The organism is Aeromonas sp. FDAARGOS 1411 (genome assembly GCF_019047125.1).
GTDB lineage: Bacteria > Pseudomonadota > Gammaproteobacteria > Enterobacterales > Aeromonadaceae > Aeromonas > Aeromonas veronii.
This window is the reverse complement of the sequence record NZ_CP077214.1, coordinates 4,450,821-4,465,742: the sequence shown is the minus strand read 5'-3', so window position 1 is coordinate 4,465,742 and position 14,922 is coordinate 4,450,821. Positions and strand designations below refer to the sequence as shown.

At 61.5% G+C, this 14,922-nt stretch carries 13 protein-coding genes; 4 read left to right on the top strand and 9 right to left on the bottom strand.

Annotated features, from left to right (window positions below; all coding sequences use genetic code 11):
• Positions 1 to 82: 82 nt before the first annotated feature.
• The gene (gene putP / locus I6L41_RS20415; protein WP_216960993.1) at positions 83 to 1,600 is read right to left on the bottom strand and encodes a sodium/proline symporter PutP; all 1,518 of its coding nucleotides are present in this window, start codon (positions 1,598 to 1,600) and stop codon (positions 83 to 85) included.
• A gap of 326 nt (positions 1,601 to 1,926) precedes the next feature.
• Between putP and I6L41_RS20410 the strand changes: the two genes are divergently transcribed.
• Positions 1,927 to 2,820 carry a DUF535 family protein gene (locus I6L41_RS20410; RefSeq protein WP_216960989.1) on the top strand — a complete coding sequence of 298 codons (894 nt, stop codon included), beginning with the start codon at positions 1,927 to 1,929 and terminating at the stop codon, positions 2,818 to 2,820.
• A 69-nt stretch (positions 2,821 to 2,889) separates the two neighbouring features.
• Here the strand turns inward: I6L41_RS20410 and I6L41_RS20405 are convergent, their stop codons facing one another.
• The 8 genes from I6L41_RS20405 to I6L41_RS20370 all read right to left on the bottom strand — a co-directional run bounded on the left by I6L41_RS20405 (position 2,890) and on the right by I6L41_RS20370 (position 10,969).
• Positions 2,890 to 3,816, bottom strand: coding sequence for a L,D-transpeptidase family protein (locus I6L41_RS20405; protein WP_005354531.1), 927 nt, complete (start codon positions 3,814 to 3,816; stop codon positions 2,890 to 2,892).
• A gap of 187 nt (positions 3,817 to 4,003) precedes the next feature.
• A complete protein-coding gene (locus I6L41_RS20400; protein WP_005335524.1) occupies positions 4,004 to 5,245 on the bottom strand; it encodes a mechanosensitive ion channel family protein in 1,242 nt (413 codons plus the stop codon).
• A 143-nt stretch (positions 5,246 to 5,388) separates the two neighbouring features.
• The gene (locus tag I6L41_RS20395) at positions 5,389 to 6,588 is read right to left on the bottom strand and encodes an acetate kinase (protein WP_005354534.1); all 1,200 of its coding nucleotides are present in this window, start codon (positions 6,586 to 6,588) and stop codon (positions 5,389 to 5,391) included.
• Between the two features lie 221 nt (positions 6,589 to 6,809).
• Positions 6,810 to 7,280, bottom strand: a complete 471-nt coding sequence (locus I6L41_RS20390) for a YhcH/YjgK/YiaL family protein (RefSeq protein ID WP_216960986.1) — start codon at positions 7,278 to 7,280, stop codon at positions 6,810 to 6,812.
• 314 nt (positions 7,281 to 7,594) lie between these two features.
• Positions 7,595 to 8,701: a 1-acyl-sn-glycerol-3-phosphate acyltransferase gene (locus I6L41_RS20385; protein ID WP_042084524.1), complete on the bottom strand. Its 1,107-nt coding sequence runs from the start codon at positions 8,699 to 8,701 to the stop codon at positions 7,595 to 7,597.
• Between the two features lie 130 nt (positions 8,702 to 8,831).
• Positions 8,832 to 9,530, bottom strand: a complete 699-nt coding sequence (locus I6L41_RS20380; protein WP_216960982.1) for an aspartate/glutamate racemase family protein — start codon at positions 9,528 to 9,530, stop codon at positions 8,832 to 8,834.
• Between the two features lie 126 nt (positions 9,531 to 9,656).
• Positions 9,657 to 10,247: a LysE family translocator gene (locus tag I6L41_RS20375; protein WP_005335534.1), complete on the bottom strand. Its 591-nt coding sequence runs from the start codon at positions 10,245 to 10,247 to the stop codon at positions 9,657 to 9,659.
• 125 nt (positions 10,248 to 10,372) lie between these two features.
• A complete protein-coding gene (locus tag I6L41_RS20370) occupies positions 10,373 to 10,969 on the bottom strand; it encodes a LysE family translocator (protein WP_042052350.1) in 597 nt (198 codons plus the stop codon).
• 116 nt (positions 10,970 to 11,085) lie between these two features.
• Between I6L41_RS20370 and I6L41_RS20365 the strand changes: the two genes are divergently transcribed.
• The 3 genes from I6L41_RS20365 to I6L41_RS20355 all read left to right on the top strand — a co-directional run bounded on the left by I6L41_RS20365 (position 11,086) and on the right by I6L41_RS20355 (position 14,813).
• On the top strand, positions 11,086 to 12,462 hold the full coding sequence (locus I6L41_RS20365; protein WP_216960979.1) for a PLP-dependent aminotransferase family protein: 1,377 nt from the start codon (positions 11,086 to 11,088) through the stop codon (positions 12,460 to 12,462).
• A gap of 53 nt (positions 12,463 to 12,515) precedes the next feature.
• Positions 12,516 to 12,983 (top strand): hypothetical protein, encoded by a 468-nt coding sequence (locus tag I6L41_RS20360; protein ID WP_216960976.1) that lies wholly within the window; start codon positions 12,516 to 12,518, stop codon positions 12,981 to 12,983.
• Between the two features lie 168 nt (positions 12,984 to 13,151).
• Positions 13,152 to 14,813 carry a hypothetical protein gene (locus tag I6L41_RS20355; RefSeq protein WP_216960973.1) on the top strand — a complete coding sequence of 554 codons (1,662 nt, stop codon included), beginning with the start codon at positions 13,152 to 13,154 and terminating at the stop codon, positions 14,811 to 14,813.
• Positions 14,814 to 14,922 lie beyond the last annotated feature (109 nt).

Below are 14,922 nucleotides of genomic sequence, written 5' to 3'. Positions count from 1 at the left end.
CCGCCAAACCGGCGCAAGGATGGCCAACCAGGGCGCTCCTTGTCCGGGGGCGGGGCTCTCAATCAGAAAGCGGTAAGGGGGATCAGTTCACCGCGACCGGCTCTCCCGCGCTCTCGGCCGGAGTGTTGTACTCCTCCTCGGCATCGCGGAAACGCTCCAGCATCGCTTTTGAGGGCGCTTCGCCAAGCAGACTGCCCACCACGATGGCCAGCAGTGCGAACAGGAAGCCCGGAATGATCTCATACAGCCCCAGCCAGCCGAACTGCTTCCAGACGATGACGGTGATGGCACCGACCAGCATGCCCGCCAGCGCGCCGTTGCGGGTCATTCGCGGCCACAGCACCGAGAGCAGCACCACGGGGCCAAAGGCGGCACCGAAACCGGCCCAGGCGTAGCTCACCAGCCCCAGCACCCGGTTTTCCGGATTCATGGCGACGGCGATGGCAATCACCGCGATCAGCAGCACCATCAGGCGACCAACCCACACCAGCTCACGCTGGGAGGCGTTCTTGCGCAGGAACGGCTTGTAGAGATCCTCGGTGATGGCGCTGGAGCAGACCAGTAATTGACAACTTAGAGTGCTCATCACCGCCGCCAGAATGGCGGAGAGCAGCACACCGGCGATCCAGGGGTTGAACAGGATTTTGGAGAGCTCGATAAAGACCCGCTCCGGGTTTCCGGTCACTCCAGCCGCCAATTCCGGGAAGCGGGCAAAATAGGCTAGCCCGAAGAAGCCGATGGCAACCGCGCCTGCGAGGCAGAACACCATCCAGGTCATGCTGATACGGCGGGCATTGGCCATGGAGTGGTGGGAATCCGCCGCCATGAAACGGGCCAGAATGTGGGGCTGACCGAAGTAACCAAGACCCCAGGCCATCAACGAGATGATGGCGATCACATCCAGATTCTTGAACATGTCGAGGTTGGTGGCGCTCTTGGCGGCCACCTCGATCATGGCGCTGTCTATCCCGCCGACGGCGATGATGACGAAGACCGGGGTCAGGATCAGGGCGAAGATCATCAGGGTCGCCTGCACCGTGTCGGTCCAGCTCACCGCGAGGAAGCCGCCGAAGAAGGTGTAGGTGATGGTGGCAGCGGCACCGACCCAGAGGGCGGTGTTGTAATCCATGCCGAAGGTGCTCTCGAACAGGCGGGCACCGGCCACCACGCCGGAGGCGCAATAGATGGTGAAGAACAGCAGGATCACCAGCGCAGAGAGGATGCGCAGCACCTTGCTGTGATCTTCAAAGCGATAGGTGAAATAGTCCGGCAGGGTCAGGGCGTTGCGGTTCTTCTCGGTATGTACCCGCAGGCGACCCGCTACCCAGCGCCAGTTGAGGTAGGCGCCGATGACCAGACCGATGGCGATCCAGCTCTCGGAGATACCGCTGACGAAGACGGCGCCGGGCAGGCCCATCAGCAACCAGCCGCTCATGTCGGAGGCGCCGGCAGAGAGAGCGGTCACCCAGCTCCCCATCCGGCGACCGCCCAGAATGTAGTCATCAAAGTTGCGGGTGGCGCGATAGGCGACGAAGCCGATCAACACCATTCCGAGGATATACACCAGGAAGGTGATTAACATGGGTGTGCTAGCTGTCATGCAAAACTCCGTTTTGTGTCATTTTCTGCCCGCTCTGGTGACGGGCTCATCCCTAAAAAACCGGCCTAGCTTAATCAGCCGTTCGCGCCAGCTCAATCACTTTTAACAAACACAAAACACAATAAAAACCTTTGCGCATCAAATCATCTGCCGCATCAAGAGGATGGCGCCAGATTTCCTGCCGTGGCCGTGGCGGTCATCTCGCCGCGCCAGCCGCTACTGAGCGTTATGTTTTCACATTTTGTTACTATCCATTTTTTTACAAGCCAGCGCCCCGCTCCTACACTCCCCGCCCTGTCTCATTACACCAGTCAGAGGTCGGCACCATGTCATCTCATCTGTCACACCTGCGAACCCTCGCCCGCCGCCTTCACCCGGTGGAGGAGTCGGGTCATCTCATCAGACGGGCCAAGTATGTGGGGCGTCTCTGGCTCAATCCCGGCGCCCGCGCCCTCTATCGCCAGCAGCAGGAGCAACCGCTGCTGGCGCAGGCGATCAGCCGCTTTCCCGATATTCTGGAAAAGCCGATCCACCCCTATCGCCACAAGGGGCTCAACAAGCGCCTGCGAGCCGGGCTTATCAGCGGCCACTACCAGCAGCTGGCACGTCAGCTGCCCAAGGCGCAACAACTGGCAATCTACAGCGGGCGCGGCCTGCTGCTGGCCCAGTGGCAGAGCGACAAGCTAACGGCACCGCTGACCCTGCAACTGGATTACCAAACCCACATGGGCAAAGAGGGGGAGATGAGCCTGACCCTCAAGCTGGGTGACGCTGCGCTCTATTACATGGCCCTCAATCTGCGCCCCGCGCCGAACCCGACCCTCGAGATCTGCTCGCTGCAGGGCGGCAAGGGGCAGAGCGAGGAGATCAAGCTGGTCACCAAGGCGTGCGGCGGGCTGCGCCCCATGTCCCTGCTGGTCTATATGGCCGCCGAGCTGGCCCGGGGGCTGGCGTGCAAGAGCCTGCTCGGGATCCGCACCCAAAGCCACGTCTATCAGAGCAGTAAGCGCACCGCCGATCGGGTCAAGTTCGACCTCGACGGCTTGTGGCAGGAGCATCAGGGCAGCGTGCAGGATGAACTCTGGATGAGCCTGCCGCTGGAGGTGCCCCGCAAGACGCTGGAGGAGATCCCCTCCCGCAAGCGGGCCAGCTACAAGGCGCGCTATCAGCTGCTCGATCAGCTCGGCAGCGAGCTGCAGACAAATCTGCTGCGAAGCTGAGTCAACGCAGCAGAAACAAAAAGGGCGAACAGCATGCTGTTCGCCCTTTGTCGTGATGGGGATTTGCCGTTAGCGGTTGATCGCCATCGGCATGCCGTTGCGCTGCTCCAGCGCCTGCTTCACCAGTTGGGAGTCACTGTCGGCGTGGGCAATGAAGCGGGTCACCGCCGGAGTCATCGGCAGCGGTGCCGGCAGCTTGGAGTTGAACTCCTCTTCGCTGCGCGACAGCGGCTGGTGCACTTCCAGATAGCGGACACCGTTGGGCTCGAGAGAGGCCTTGATCGGCTGGTTGACGAACTGAACGCGGGTACCGACCGGTACCTGCTTGAACAGGTAGGCGATGTCGTCGTTGCGCAGACGCACGCAACCGTGGCTCACCCGCAGGCCGATGCCGAAGTTGGCGTTGGTACCGTGGATGGCGTACATCTTGCCGATGTAGAGGGCAAACAGACCCATGGGGTTGTCCGGACCGGCCGGCCAGACCGCAGGCAGGCTCTCGCCACGGGCGGCATATTCGGCATGCATCTTGGCGGTCGGGGTCCAGGTCGGGCCCGCTTTCTTGCGCTGCACGCTGGTCACCCAGTTTTCCGGGGTATCGGTACCGAGCTGGCCGATGCCGATGGGCAGCACTTCCACCACTTTTTTACCCTTGGGGTAGTAGTAGAGGCGCATCTCGGCCACGTTCAGCACAATCCCTTCACGGGGTGCATCCGGCAGGATCAGTTGCTGGGGGATCACCAGCTTCTCGCCGGTCTGTACCAGCAGGGGATCCGCATCGGGGTTGGCTTCGGTCATGTTGGTGAGCCCCAGCTGGAATTTGGCCGCAATGGCCTCCAGCGGCTGGCCGTTCTCTTCGGCCGGAACCACATATTCCAGATTTTCCCCTACCAGACGGCTGTTGGCCGCAGGCAGAGCATATTCAACAGCGAAAACCGGCGCAGCGGTCAGCAGCAGGCTGTAGCAGAGTGTTGCCACACTATTGCGAAGGAGCTTCATAACTTTCCCATGATGATGACTTGAAGTGACGTCTCTGGGCTGGCAGCTGATCAAGAGGGGATCAGGGGCGCGAAGAGAAGGCCGCCATTTTTCTCCTCTGCACGGCAAATTTCAACTGACAAGTGGCGACGGGTCGATGATTAATATACGGTTTTTTCCGCATCCTCGACCCGCCCCATTTCCCTGTTTATCCCCGTTGCCAGGCACGCATATCGTAACCTGTGGGAGATTGATGCAACCGCAGATGAAATTGCTCAATGATGGCGAAGATATGGTCGAAAATATCGGCCTGGATCCCTTCGTAATCGGCCCATGCGGTAGTCGCGGTAAAGCAGTAAATTTCCAGCGGCAGACCGTCTGACGTGGGTGCCAGCTGGCGCACCATCAGGGTCATGTCCTTGCGAATGCCGGGGTGGGCACGCAGGTAGGCATCCAGATAGGCGCGCAGGGTGCCGAGGTTGGTGAGGTGACGACCGTTGATGGGGCAGCTCAGGGCATCGCTCAGCTGCTGGTTGTAGGCACTCAGCTCCTGCTCCTTGCGGCTCAGATAGGGTGCCAGCAGTTGGGCCTGCTTGAGCTGCAACTGTTCCTCGGCCGTCAGAAAGCGCACGCTGGTCATGTCGATATTGACGCTGCGCTTGATGCGACGGCCCCCCGACTCGGTCATCCCCTGCCAGTTCTTGAAAGAGTCGGAGATCAGGGCATAGGTAGGAATGGTGGTAATGGTCTTGTCCCAGTTCGACACCTTGACCGTGGTGAGGCCGATGTCGGTCACCTCGCCATCGGCACCGTACTTGTCCATCTGCAGCCAGTCACCGACGCTCAGCATCCGGTTGGCGGAGAGCTGGATCCCTGCCACCAGTCCGAGGATAGGGTCTTTGAACACCAGCATCAGCACTGCGGTCATGGCACCCAGACCGCTGAACAGGAACAGCGGCGACTTGCCGAGCAGCAGGGCGATCATCAGGATGCCCACCAGAATGCTGCCTACCAGCTTGGCCCCCTGGAAGATGCCACGCAGTGGCAAATCCCGACCAAGGCGGGTGTAACGGCTCACCGACAACAGGCAGTCGAGCAGGGCGAAGAAGGCCAGCAGCAGGAACAGCAAGATCCAGAGCTGGGCCACCATCTCGATAAGTTTGAGGCTATCCGATTGACGGGGTAGCCAGATCTCCGCCTGACCGAGCAGCACGGCCCCCTGCAGCACGAAGGCGAGCCGGTTGAAGAGGCGCTGTTGCAGTTGGGGCGGCAGCCACACCTGCTTGGCCTTGCCGAGGATCCCCACCAGCCGGACCAGCAGCACCCGGTGCAGCGCCATGTGCAGCAGCAACGAGGTGATGACGATAAAGCCCAGCGCGATCACCAGCGCCATCAGGCTGGTCACTTCCACCCCAAGGCCCGACAACCAGTTAAAAAACGCCTCTTTCATTGCTCTCTCCCGAACCGGGCAGCCCGCAGGCTGCAAAAACAGTGATGGTCAGGGTACCGCTCCCCTCCCCCATGTCAAATCGGCGTACGCCAGAAATGACAACGCCCGGCACAGGCCGGGCGTTGTTTCAGAGCGAGGCTGACTTAGCAGACCAGGCTCAGGGCATCGCGGGCGATGACCAGCTCTTCGTTGGTCGGGATCACCATGGCGCAACGGCTGTCGGCGGTGGTGATGCGACCTTCGCCACCCAGTACCGCGGCGTTGTTGGCCTCTTTGTCCACCTTGAAGCCGAACAGGGCCAGACGGTTCAGCACCATCTCGCGCACCATGGCGGCGTTCTCACCGATACCACCGGTAAAGACCACGGCGTCCAGACGACCGTCCATCGCAGCGGCGTAGGCACCGACATACTTTGCCACACGGTAGGTGAAGACATCCAGCGCACGCTTGGCACCGGCGTCGGTGGCGTAGTTGGTGGTGACGTAGCGGCAATCGCTGCTCGCTTCGGTCATCCCCAACAGACCGGACTCACGGGTCAGGGTGTGGTTGATCTGCTCCACGCTGTAACCGAGCTGGTCGTGCATGAAGAAGACCACGGCCGGATCGATATCACCGGAGCGGGTACCCATCGCCAGACCTTCCAGCGGAGTCAGCCCCATGGAGGTGTCTACGGATTCGCCGTTCTTGATGGCGCAGACAGAGGCACCGTTACCCAGGTGGCAGTTGATGATGTTCAGTTCATTCAACGGCTTGCCCAGCTCTTTCGCGGCTTCTTCCGCGATGTAGCGGTGAGAAGTACCGTGGGCACCGTAACGACGGATGCCGTGTTCGCGGTAGAGCTTGTGCGGCAGCGCATAGAGGTAGGCCTCTTGCGGCAGAGTCTGGTGGAAGGCGGTGTCGAAGACGGCCACGTTCTTCTCGGACAGCTGCGGGAACACTTTCAGCGCGGCGCGAATACCGATGAGGTGCGCCGGGTTGTGCAGCGGGGCGAACGGAATGGCAGCTTCAATACCGGCGATCACGCCGTCATCGATACGCACGGAGCGGGAGAACTGCTCGCCACCGTGTACGATTCGGTGACCGATGGCCACCAGTTGCTCGGCAAGAGTCGGATCCTGCGGCAGGATGTGACCCACGATATGGTCGAGGGCCTCCTGGTGAGCGGCACCCGCTCCCAGCATGGCTTCGCCCTTGACCCCGTGGAGTTTCCATTTGATACGTGCATCATCCAGATTGAAGCATTCGGCCAGGCCGGACAGCATGTCCTCACCTGTTTCGGCGTCCATTACGGCAAATTTCAGGGAAGAGCTACCGCAGTTAAGGATCAATACCAACTTGCTCATTTTCTACATCTTCCTGTGCTTCGGCTTTATGCCGACAGTGTCGTGTCATCCAAAAGAGGATGGGATTCCCCTGCCGGGGGCTTATGGTCGCAGGAGGGTGCGTCCAATTTTTCAATTCTTGCTCTTGAAAGAGTGATCGCAACTTGTGGTACGTATCACTGGTTTCAATGCTTGCGAGTCTCAACGCATCAGCTGCGCAGGGCTCGCCTCAATGGGAATGCTCAAGCGATAACCAGCAGATTCTTGTGTACCTTGACCACCAGCTTCTTCACCTTGGCGGGCTGGTTTAAGGTACAGAGCGGGCGGTGCAGCTCGCCCGGCCAGAAGATGGCGAAATCGCCTGGTTGCAGCGCCAGATAGCTGGTCTGCTCGTCATCGACAAACCAGAGGTCGGGATGGGGATGGTCGGCGCCGTCGCTCACGTAGTCGTGGGGGCCCACACCTATCCACTCTTCACCGCGCAGCAGCAACTGGATATCGAGATACTGCTGATGGAATTCGCCACGGCGATCCGCGGCTGGCTCGGTCAGATCCTCGCTCACCAGACAGAACAGGTTGAGGCCATCGATCTCGGTCTTGCCGAGCGGAGCGTCACCCCAGTGAGCCACGCTCTTCACCACCTCGGCCATAATGCGGGCCAGCGGGGCGGGCAGCGGCGTCCGCTGCAGGGTGTTCAGGCTACCGGTGATCATGGCGTCTGTTTCCTGTTAGGTATATCTGAGCGGCATCTTTTCCAGCCAATGAAAAAGGACCTGTGACAGGTCCTTCAATAATGCCGTCTGCAATCCGTGCAAACCGGTTTAGAGCTTTTGCTCATGTTCAGCTATATGGGCACTGTTACACACTCGTCAGCACCTTGCCAAGAGACATAATCCCATTTTCATAGTGATCGTACCAGCTGAAACCATATTATTCACCACCCTTTCCTCCTCGACTTTGACCAGACGCAAAAACGGGCGCATCAGCGCCCGTTTTTTTCGCAAAACCGTTTAGCCACCGGTTTCATTCAAGCCTTTTGGGCGTTTTCCACCGGTTTGGCGTACATGGCCCGCCAGATCGCCTTGTGCTCTTCCGGCACCTCTGACTGACGGGTCAGGAAGGCCGCCTGCTCGATGGTATTGGCCTTGCCGGAGACATCGGCCGCCAGATAGTTGCTGGGGAACAGGTGGTAACTGCTCCAGATCGCCTTGTCGATCAGCGCGGCCAGTTCGTCCGGATCGCTGAAGCCCTCGGTAATCGGCGCACCGAAGGAGACGTGTACCCGCCCCTTCATGCCAACGATACCGGCGACGATACTCTCGATATCCTCGAACTCGCCCTTCTCGTAACTGCCGTTGACCGACTTCTCGTAGAGCTCGCGCGCCTTCGCCTTGTCGGTGGGGTCGAGCTCATAGCTGATGCTGACCGGCACGATATTGAGGCTGCGCATGTAGTCGACGAAGTCGATCTTCTGCTTCTTGCCGTCGACGTAGAACATCTTGAGGATGGCGGGATCGGTCTTGTCATCGCCATTCTTGGCGCGCCCTTCCTTCTGGGCGATCCAGATGGAGTGACCTTCGTGAACCGAGTTGCCAATATAGGCAGACAGCTCGCCGAGCGCCTTCATCATCTCCCGCGGCCCCTTGGCAGAGCGTTTGACGATAAAGCTCTTGTTGAGCTTCATCAGCTCGGTAGCGCAGGGTTTGCGCAGCAGGTTGTCACCGATGGCGATGCGCACGGTATCGAAACCGTGGGTGTGCAGCCCCCAGTTGACGAACGCCGGGTCCATGGCGATGTCTCTGTGGTTGGAGACAAACAGATAGCCCTGCTCTTTCTTAAGATGCTCGATCCCGGAGAAGGTCACCCCCTTGGTGGAGGTGGCGATCATGCGGGACATATACCGGGTAACCCCCATCTGGACCTGATGCACTGTGGTCACTTTTGACCATTTGCGGCGCAGGAACAGGCGGATCATCGGGCGGATGGCCCAACCCAGCCAGCTCATCAGGGAACCGAAACGATACTTGGCGATGGCGCCGATAAATTCATCATCCTGGATCAGCCGTTCGATGGCTGCCGGCACTTCTTCATCGCGGTAGGGGCGAATATCCGCGAATCTATCTACTTCAGTCACAATGTCAGCCTTGCATGCTAGGAAACCGCAGCCAACCCGCGTTGGCCGGGGAAAATTCAGGGCGCAATTTTACACGCTTTTATGGCAAGGGGTATGAGACAAGCATGAATAGTGAGATCTGACCAGTTTATTAATCGGATGCCAGTGCCAGCGCGACCGCCGCTTCGGCATGGATGGCGGTGGTGTCGTAGAGCGGCACCGCCGCTCGGGCATCCCCCACCAGCAGGGCAATCTCGGTGCAGCCGAGGATCACCGCCTCGGCGCCAGCGGCTGCCAGCCCCTCGATAATCGCCAGATACTCGGCCCGCGACGATTCGCGGATCTCCCCCAGGCAGAGCTCGTCATAGATGATCCTGTGCACCCGCTCCCGCCCGGCCTCATCGGGCACCAGCACCGTCAACCCGAAACGCGCCTGCAAGCGCCCCTTGTAGAAATCCTGCTCCATGGTGAAGCGGGTGCCGAGCAGGCCGACCCGGGTTATCCCGTCCGCCTGCAATTTGGCCGCGGTAGCATCGGCGATATGGAGCAGCGGGATATCGATGGCTGCCTCAATCTCGGGCGCCACCTTGTGCATGGTGTTGGTGCCGATCAGCAAGAAATCGGCGCCGCCATCCTGCAACTTGCGCGCCTCCGCCGCCAGCAGGCGGGCGGTAGCGGGCCAGTCACCGGCATGCTGCAACCGCTCGATACCGGCAAAGTCGACGCTGTTGAGCAGCACCCGCGCCGAGTGCAAGCCGCCAAGCTGCGCCCGCACCCCGCGATTGAGCGCCTGATAGTAACTGACGGTGGACTCCCAGCTCATGCCACCCAGCAGACCGATACATTTCATATGAACTCCTTTCATCCCAAGGGAGGGCAGAGCCACGCCACCTTGCAGGCAAGGTCACTGGATCGAGATAAAAAAGGCCCCGCAGGGCCAACAAGACAGCCGGTAAAGGCCCGGGTCAACCCCGAGCTAAATCCAGATCATCCCGACACAGGCGGCCGTCGCCAGCCCCATGCCGAGGTTGAAACGCCGCCAACCCCGGGCAGTGCGGATGATTTGCCGCACCTGGGCACCAAACAACACCCAGAACGCCCCGGTGTAAAGGCCGGTAATAAAGAAGATCACCAACACCCAGAGCGCGGAGGGCCAGTAAGCCTCCCCCGCCAGAGTGAAACCGCTGATGGCGGAGAGCGCCATCATCCATGCCTTGGGATTGAGCAGTTGCAGCATGGCCCCCTGATGGGCGGGAATGAGCGGCCGGTTGCCCTCGGCCGGGCCGCTGGCCGTCGCCACCTTCCACGCCAACCAGAGCAGATAGGCCGAACCGATAAGCTTGAGGCCGTCGTGCAGCAGCGGCACCTTCTCGAACACCACGCCAAGCCCCAGCGCGGTAGCGAGGATCATCAGATTGATCCCCCCGACCACCCCCACCAGCAGGGGAATCGTGCGGCGAAAACCTTGCGCCGCCCCGGCGCTGGTGAGCAACATATTGTTGGGCCCCGGCGTGCCGCAGGTAACCAGAGCAAACCCCGCCAGGGGCAGTAACCAGTTCAGATCCATCTCAACCTCTTGTCGATGCAACGCCCCCGTTATGGGGAAAGCCTTCTAATATGCAGAGCCAACCCCGTGGCGACAAGTCAGAAATGCCTCTTTCTCGGCCACCTCCCCCATCAGCGCAGCACGGCTCAATACCAGAGCATCACCACGCAGAGCGCCGTCAGCAGACCGAGGGAGCCGTTGAGCCGCCGCCAGCCCCGATCCGAGCTGATCCAGTTGCTCAGCTGATGGCCGAACAGTACCCAGACAAAGCAGACCGGCAGGGCCACCAGCGCAAACATGACCATCACCGCCAGCTGACTCGACCAGTAACTGGCGCCGGGCAGGCTGAACAGACTGATGGCGGAGATCCCCATCATCCACGCCTTGGGATTGAGGAACTGAAAACCCAGCCCCTCCAGCATGGTTAGCGGACGGGCGCTCCGGGCCGGATCCCCCGGCGCCCCGGCCACCGCGATACGCCACGCCAGCCACAGCAGATAGAGGCTGCCGAAGATCTGCAAACCGAGCCGTAGCAGGGGCCAGCGCTCGAACAGCGGATAAAGCCCCAGCGCCAGCACCAGTTGCAACACCGGCTGCCCCAGCCCCACCCCGAGCAGATGTGGCAGAGTGCGACGCACCCCGAAATTGGCGCCGGAGGCCGTCAGCATCAGGTTGTTGGGCCCCGGCGTACCGCAGGTGAGTACGGCAAAACCGAACAGGGTGACATACCACTCCATCGTCATATTGTGACTCCTTGCTTGCCACATTGTATCGATACAATGCGTGCTATTTGGTTGTTATCAGGTTGAAAATCACGCTATATTGACAACAAATTTGGATCAATGGATTTATTGTCACCATGACAATCTGGACACCCGACCTTGCGGCCTTCGATGGACCCCTCTACCTCAAGCTGGTCAAAGCGATCGAACAGGGGATCGCGAATGGCGAGCTGCCACCGCAGACCCGATTGCCTACCCACAGATCCCTGGCGGATCGTCTGGGTGTCACCGTCGGCACCGTCACCCGCGCCTACAGCGAGGCGGAGCGGCGCGGCCTGCTGGCCGCCCGGGTGGGCCACGGTACCTGGGTCAAGGGAGCGAACACGGATCCCGCCAATGAGTGGGTGATCCGCCAGGAGGAGGGGCACCGCATCGAGTTGTGGCAGAACCTGCCGGTGCAGCTGGATCGGGCGGCCATCATTCGCCCCATGCTGGGGGAAGTGGCGGACGGGGATCTCAACGCCCTGCTCGGCTACGACAAGGAGGCGGGACGACCGGATCAGCGCCAGCAGTTTGTCGACTGGCTGGCGGAGCAAGGGGTGGCCTGCAGTGAGGATCGCCTGCTGTTCAGCCACGGCGCCCAGCACGGCATCATGCTGGCGCTGCTGGCGACCGGCTGCGTGGGGGAGACCATCCTGTGCGAGGGGCTAAGCTACCCCGGTATGCTGGGCAATGTCCGCCAGCTGAAGAATCAGGTGATGGGGCTCGCGATGGACGAGGAGGGGCTGCTGCCCGAAGCGCTGGACGCCGCCTGCCGTACCCGCCGGGCCAAGCTGCTCTACCTCACGCCGACCCTGCAAAACCCCACCACCGCCATCATGAGTCTGGCGCGGCGGGAGGCCATCGTCGCCATCGCCCGTCGCCACGATCTGCTGATCATCGAGGATGACGTCAACGGCCTGCTGCCCCAGCAACCTGTGATCCCTCTGGTCAATCTGGCGCCGGAGCGGGTCATCTATCTGGGCAGTCTGGCCAAGATCGCCTGCGGCGGCCTGCGGGTGGGCTTCGTGCTGACGCCCCCTGCCCTGCGCAGCGCCTTCGCCCAGACCATGCGGCTGTCGAGCTGGATGGTGAGCCCGCTGCTGATCGAGCTCGCCTGCAAAATGGTCAGTCAGCGCCAGATCATGCCGCTGGTCGAGCAGCAGCGGGAGATCCTCAAACGCCGTGGCGAACTGCTGCGCCACCTGCTGCCCGCCGCCCGCTGGCAGCCGGGCAGCATGCACGCCTGGCTGCCGCTGCCGGAGCCCTGGCGCAGCCAGCAGTTTGCTGCCGCCGCCGACGCCCTTGACGTTGGTGTGGCGAGCGGGGAACACTTCGCCGCCGGCCAGTTTGCTGCTCCACAGGGGGTGCGCCTGAGCCTGAGCCAACCCGCCACCGACGCCCGGGTCGGCGAAGGGCTGGCCCGTCTGGCCCAACTGCTGCAGGGGACGCCCCCCAGCAATCCCCTGCTATAGTCAGGCCAACCGACCTGACCTTCACGCTTCATCGTCATAGCCAAGGAGATGCCGTGCCCCCCATCAGAGCCGCCCTGCTGCTTGCCACCCTGTTGTTGGGTGGCTGCGCCTCGTCAACGACCCACCAGCAGCTGGGGGCCGCGCTCAATGGGCTGGAAGGGGAGTTGCAACGACTGGAAGAGGAGCTGGCGGCGATGAACGGCCTGCACTATCAAAAGGCGATCGATGCACCGCTCAGTTTGCGCCGCGCACTCGGGGCACCGCAGCCCACCCCAGAGGGGCTGGTGCCAGTGACCAGCAAGCTGGAAGATGGGCCACTCCTGCGCTATCAATACCGACTGCCAGCGGGGATGGCGAGCCTGCCCCAGGACAACCTCTGCCAGCGCTACGAGTTCGAGCTGCGCCATCTGGGCCGCCTCGGCAAATTGGAATTGAGCTGGCTGGGGGAACAGGGCAAGGGGTCGCGGCTGATCCGCCAGAGCGACTGCCCCTTCGGGACGCAGGTCCGCCCTCTGCAATAACAGGTCGCAGCCCTGAGCGATGGCATAACCGATTGAAATGACAGCCCATAGTGCGCCCTCCAGCACACTGCTGGCTACTGTCAGCTTTTCACTCAGCGAGTGCTGTGCCTATGTTCCTCTTGGGTCTACCATAATCAACCTAATGGTTTGCTCACAGGAAGTACCTGCATGACGATACTGCTGCTCGAAGAGGATCCCCTGCTCCGTAGCGCCATCACCCGGGAACTGACCGAACAGGGAGTGCCCGCCGACCGGATCCACTACCACAGCCATCCAAACCACGAGCGCAGTGGCCTGCTGGCCCTGCTGCAACAGCACGCCTTCGACGCCATCATCTGTCAGCAGGACAAGCAGCAGGATCTTGACGGAGCACGGCTGCTGCACGAAGCGCACTATCTCGGCCTGCTGCAACCCGGTTGCGTATTGCTGCTGCTCGATGCCGATCAGAGCGAGCAGGAGTTTCTCCCCTCGGATCTCTACTTCTCCCTCTATCTGGCTCTTCCCTTCATGACCCAGCAGCTCACCGCGGTGCTCGGCCAGCTGGTGAAGTTAAGCAGCCTGACCCGCACGCTGGCCGCCCCAATTCTGCTGCGGGAGTGGCAACTGGCTACCGCCCTCTGTGAAGACCTGCTGTTTCAACGGGAGAATCGCTCGCTGACCCCCTGGCTGGATCGGCTCAAGGGCTATCTGCTGCTGCAATCGACCGAGCGGGTCACCGCCGCCCAGCACTATGCCCTCTGTGCCAACGAGTATCAGGCGAGCTGGCCAAGGGCCGGGCTCTTCTACGCCATGCTGGGGCTCGGCAAATTGCAGAGCGCCCGGACCGACTTGCAGCGCCATCAGGCCAGCGTCTCGATGGCCACCCGGCTTGAGCTGCAACTCGCCAGCCAGCTGCATCAGCATTACTGGCTGGCGGCCTGGGAGACCATGGGAGAGCTGCTGCAGATCCGCCCCCATCAGCCACGCTGGCATCAACTGGCGATGTTGCTCGGGCTGGTGCTGCAAGATGAGGAGAAAGTGCTGGAGCAGGCCAACAGCCTGACCCTGCGCCACTTCAGCGAGCAGCACGTCCGGCTCGCCATCGACAGCTTCATGCTCAATGCCAGTCTGGCGGTGCTGTGGCACGCCCCTTCCAGCAACCGGATCCGCTCCCTGCAACAGGAGTGGAAGCACCTCAAGCGCACCGTCCACCTGCAACCCCACGAATATGAGCTGCTGCAGGCGTTGATGCTGGGGCTGGATTACCGATTTGACGAGGCGCTGATCCTGATTGCCCACCACCAGCCGGATGAGGGGAGCGACAACCACCTCACCCTGCTGCTCGGCTTTGCAGTCAGCCAGTTCTGCGGTTTGCCCCACCACGCCCAGCGCTACCTGACCCAACTGACCCAATACCGCGTCAGGGTGGCGCCCCACCCGCTCACTCGCCAGCTGTTCCACCATCTGGTGGCCGAGCTGGGCCTGCGCCTGACGGCAAGAGAGCAGAGGCTGAGCGAACTGCGCCAGCTGCGCCACAAGGCGATGCAGGCCAGCCAATATCAGACAGCCCTGCAAGCGGGCTTGCAATTGCTGGAGGAGTTCCCCGCCCTGCCGGGCGATGCCTGGCAACTGCTGGAGCTGCTGCAACACTGCTGGCCCGCGGGTATGGCCGCTCCCAGGGTGGCGCTGCTGGTCGATACCCTGGAGCGGCGCCTCAAGCACAGCCCCGCGTTTCTCGATCAACATGCCCAGCAGTACCAGCGCACCCTGCAGGAGATCCGCACTCATCTTCAGCCGCACCTCTCCGGCAGCGGCCCCTCCTGCCTTGTCGCAGGGCAGCCCGAGCCGTGATGATGCTGGCGGCGTGCAAACCGGCATTGTCGGCAAAGCCAATATATAGAGAGAGGGGAGCCTTAGCTCCCCTCTCTCTATATTGGTTCTCTGTCAGCTAGTGGCGATA

Excerpts from the sequence above, each read along its gene's own strand:
- I6L41_RS20405 (WP_005354531.1), bottom strand. The coding sequence starts at position 3,816 with ATGAAGCTCCTTCGCAATAGTGTGGCAACACTCTGCTACAGCCTGCTG.
- I6L41_RS20390 (WP_216960986.1), bottom strand. The coding sequence starts at position 7,280 with ATGATCACCGGTAGCCTGAACACCCTGCAGCGGACGCCGCTGCCCGCC.
- I6L41_RS20375 (WP_005335534.1), bottom strand. The coding sequence starts at position 10,247 with ATGGATCTGAACTGGTTACTGCCCCTGGCGGGGTTTGCTCTGGTTACC.
- I6L41_RS20365 (WP_216960979.1), top strand. The coding sequence starts at position 11,086 with ATGACAATCTGGACACCCGACCTTGCGGCCTTCGATGGACCCCTCTAC.
- I6L41_RS20380 (WP_216960982.1), bottom strand. The coding sequence starts at position 9,530 with ATGAAATGTATCGGTCTGCTGGGTGGCATGAGCTGGGAGTCCACCGTC.
- I6L41_RS20400 (WP_005335524.1), bottom strand. The coding sequence starts at position 5,245 with ATGAAAGAGGCGTTTTTTAACTGGTTGTCGGGCCTTGGGGTGGAAGTG.
- I6L41_RS20410 (WP_216960989.1), top strand. The coding sequence starts at position 1,927 with ATGTCATCTCATCTGTCACACCTGCGAACCCTCGCCCGCCGCCTTCAC.
- putP (WP_216960993.1), bottom strand. The coding sequence starts at position 1,600 with ATGACAGCTAGCACACCCATGTTAATCACCTTCCTGGTGTATATCCTC.
- I6L41_RS20355 (WP_216960973.1), top strand. The coding sequence starts at position 13,152 with ATGACGATACTGCTGCTCGAAGAGGATCCCCTGCTCCGTAGCGCCATC.
- I6L41_RS20370 (WP_042052350.1), bottom strand. The coding sequence starts at position 10,969 with ATGACGATGGAGTGGTATGTCACCCTGTTCGGTTTTGCCGTACTCACC.
- I6L41_RS20395 (WP_005354534.1), bottom strand. The coding sequence starts at position 6,588 with ATGAGCAAGTTGGTATTGATCCTTAACTGCGGTAGCTCTTCCCTGAAA.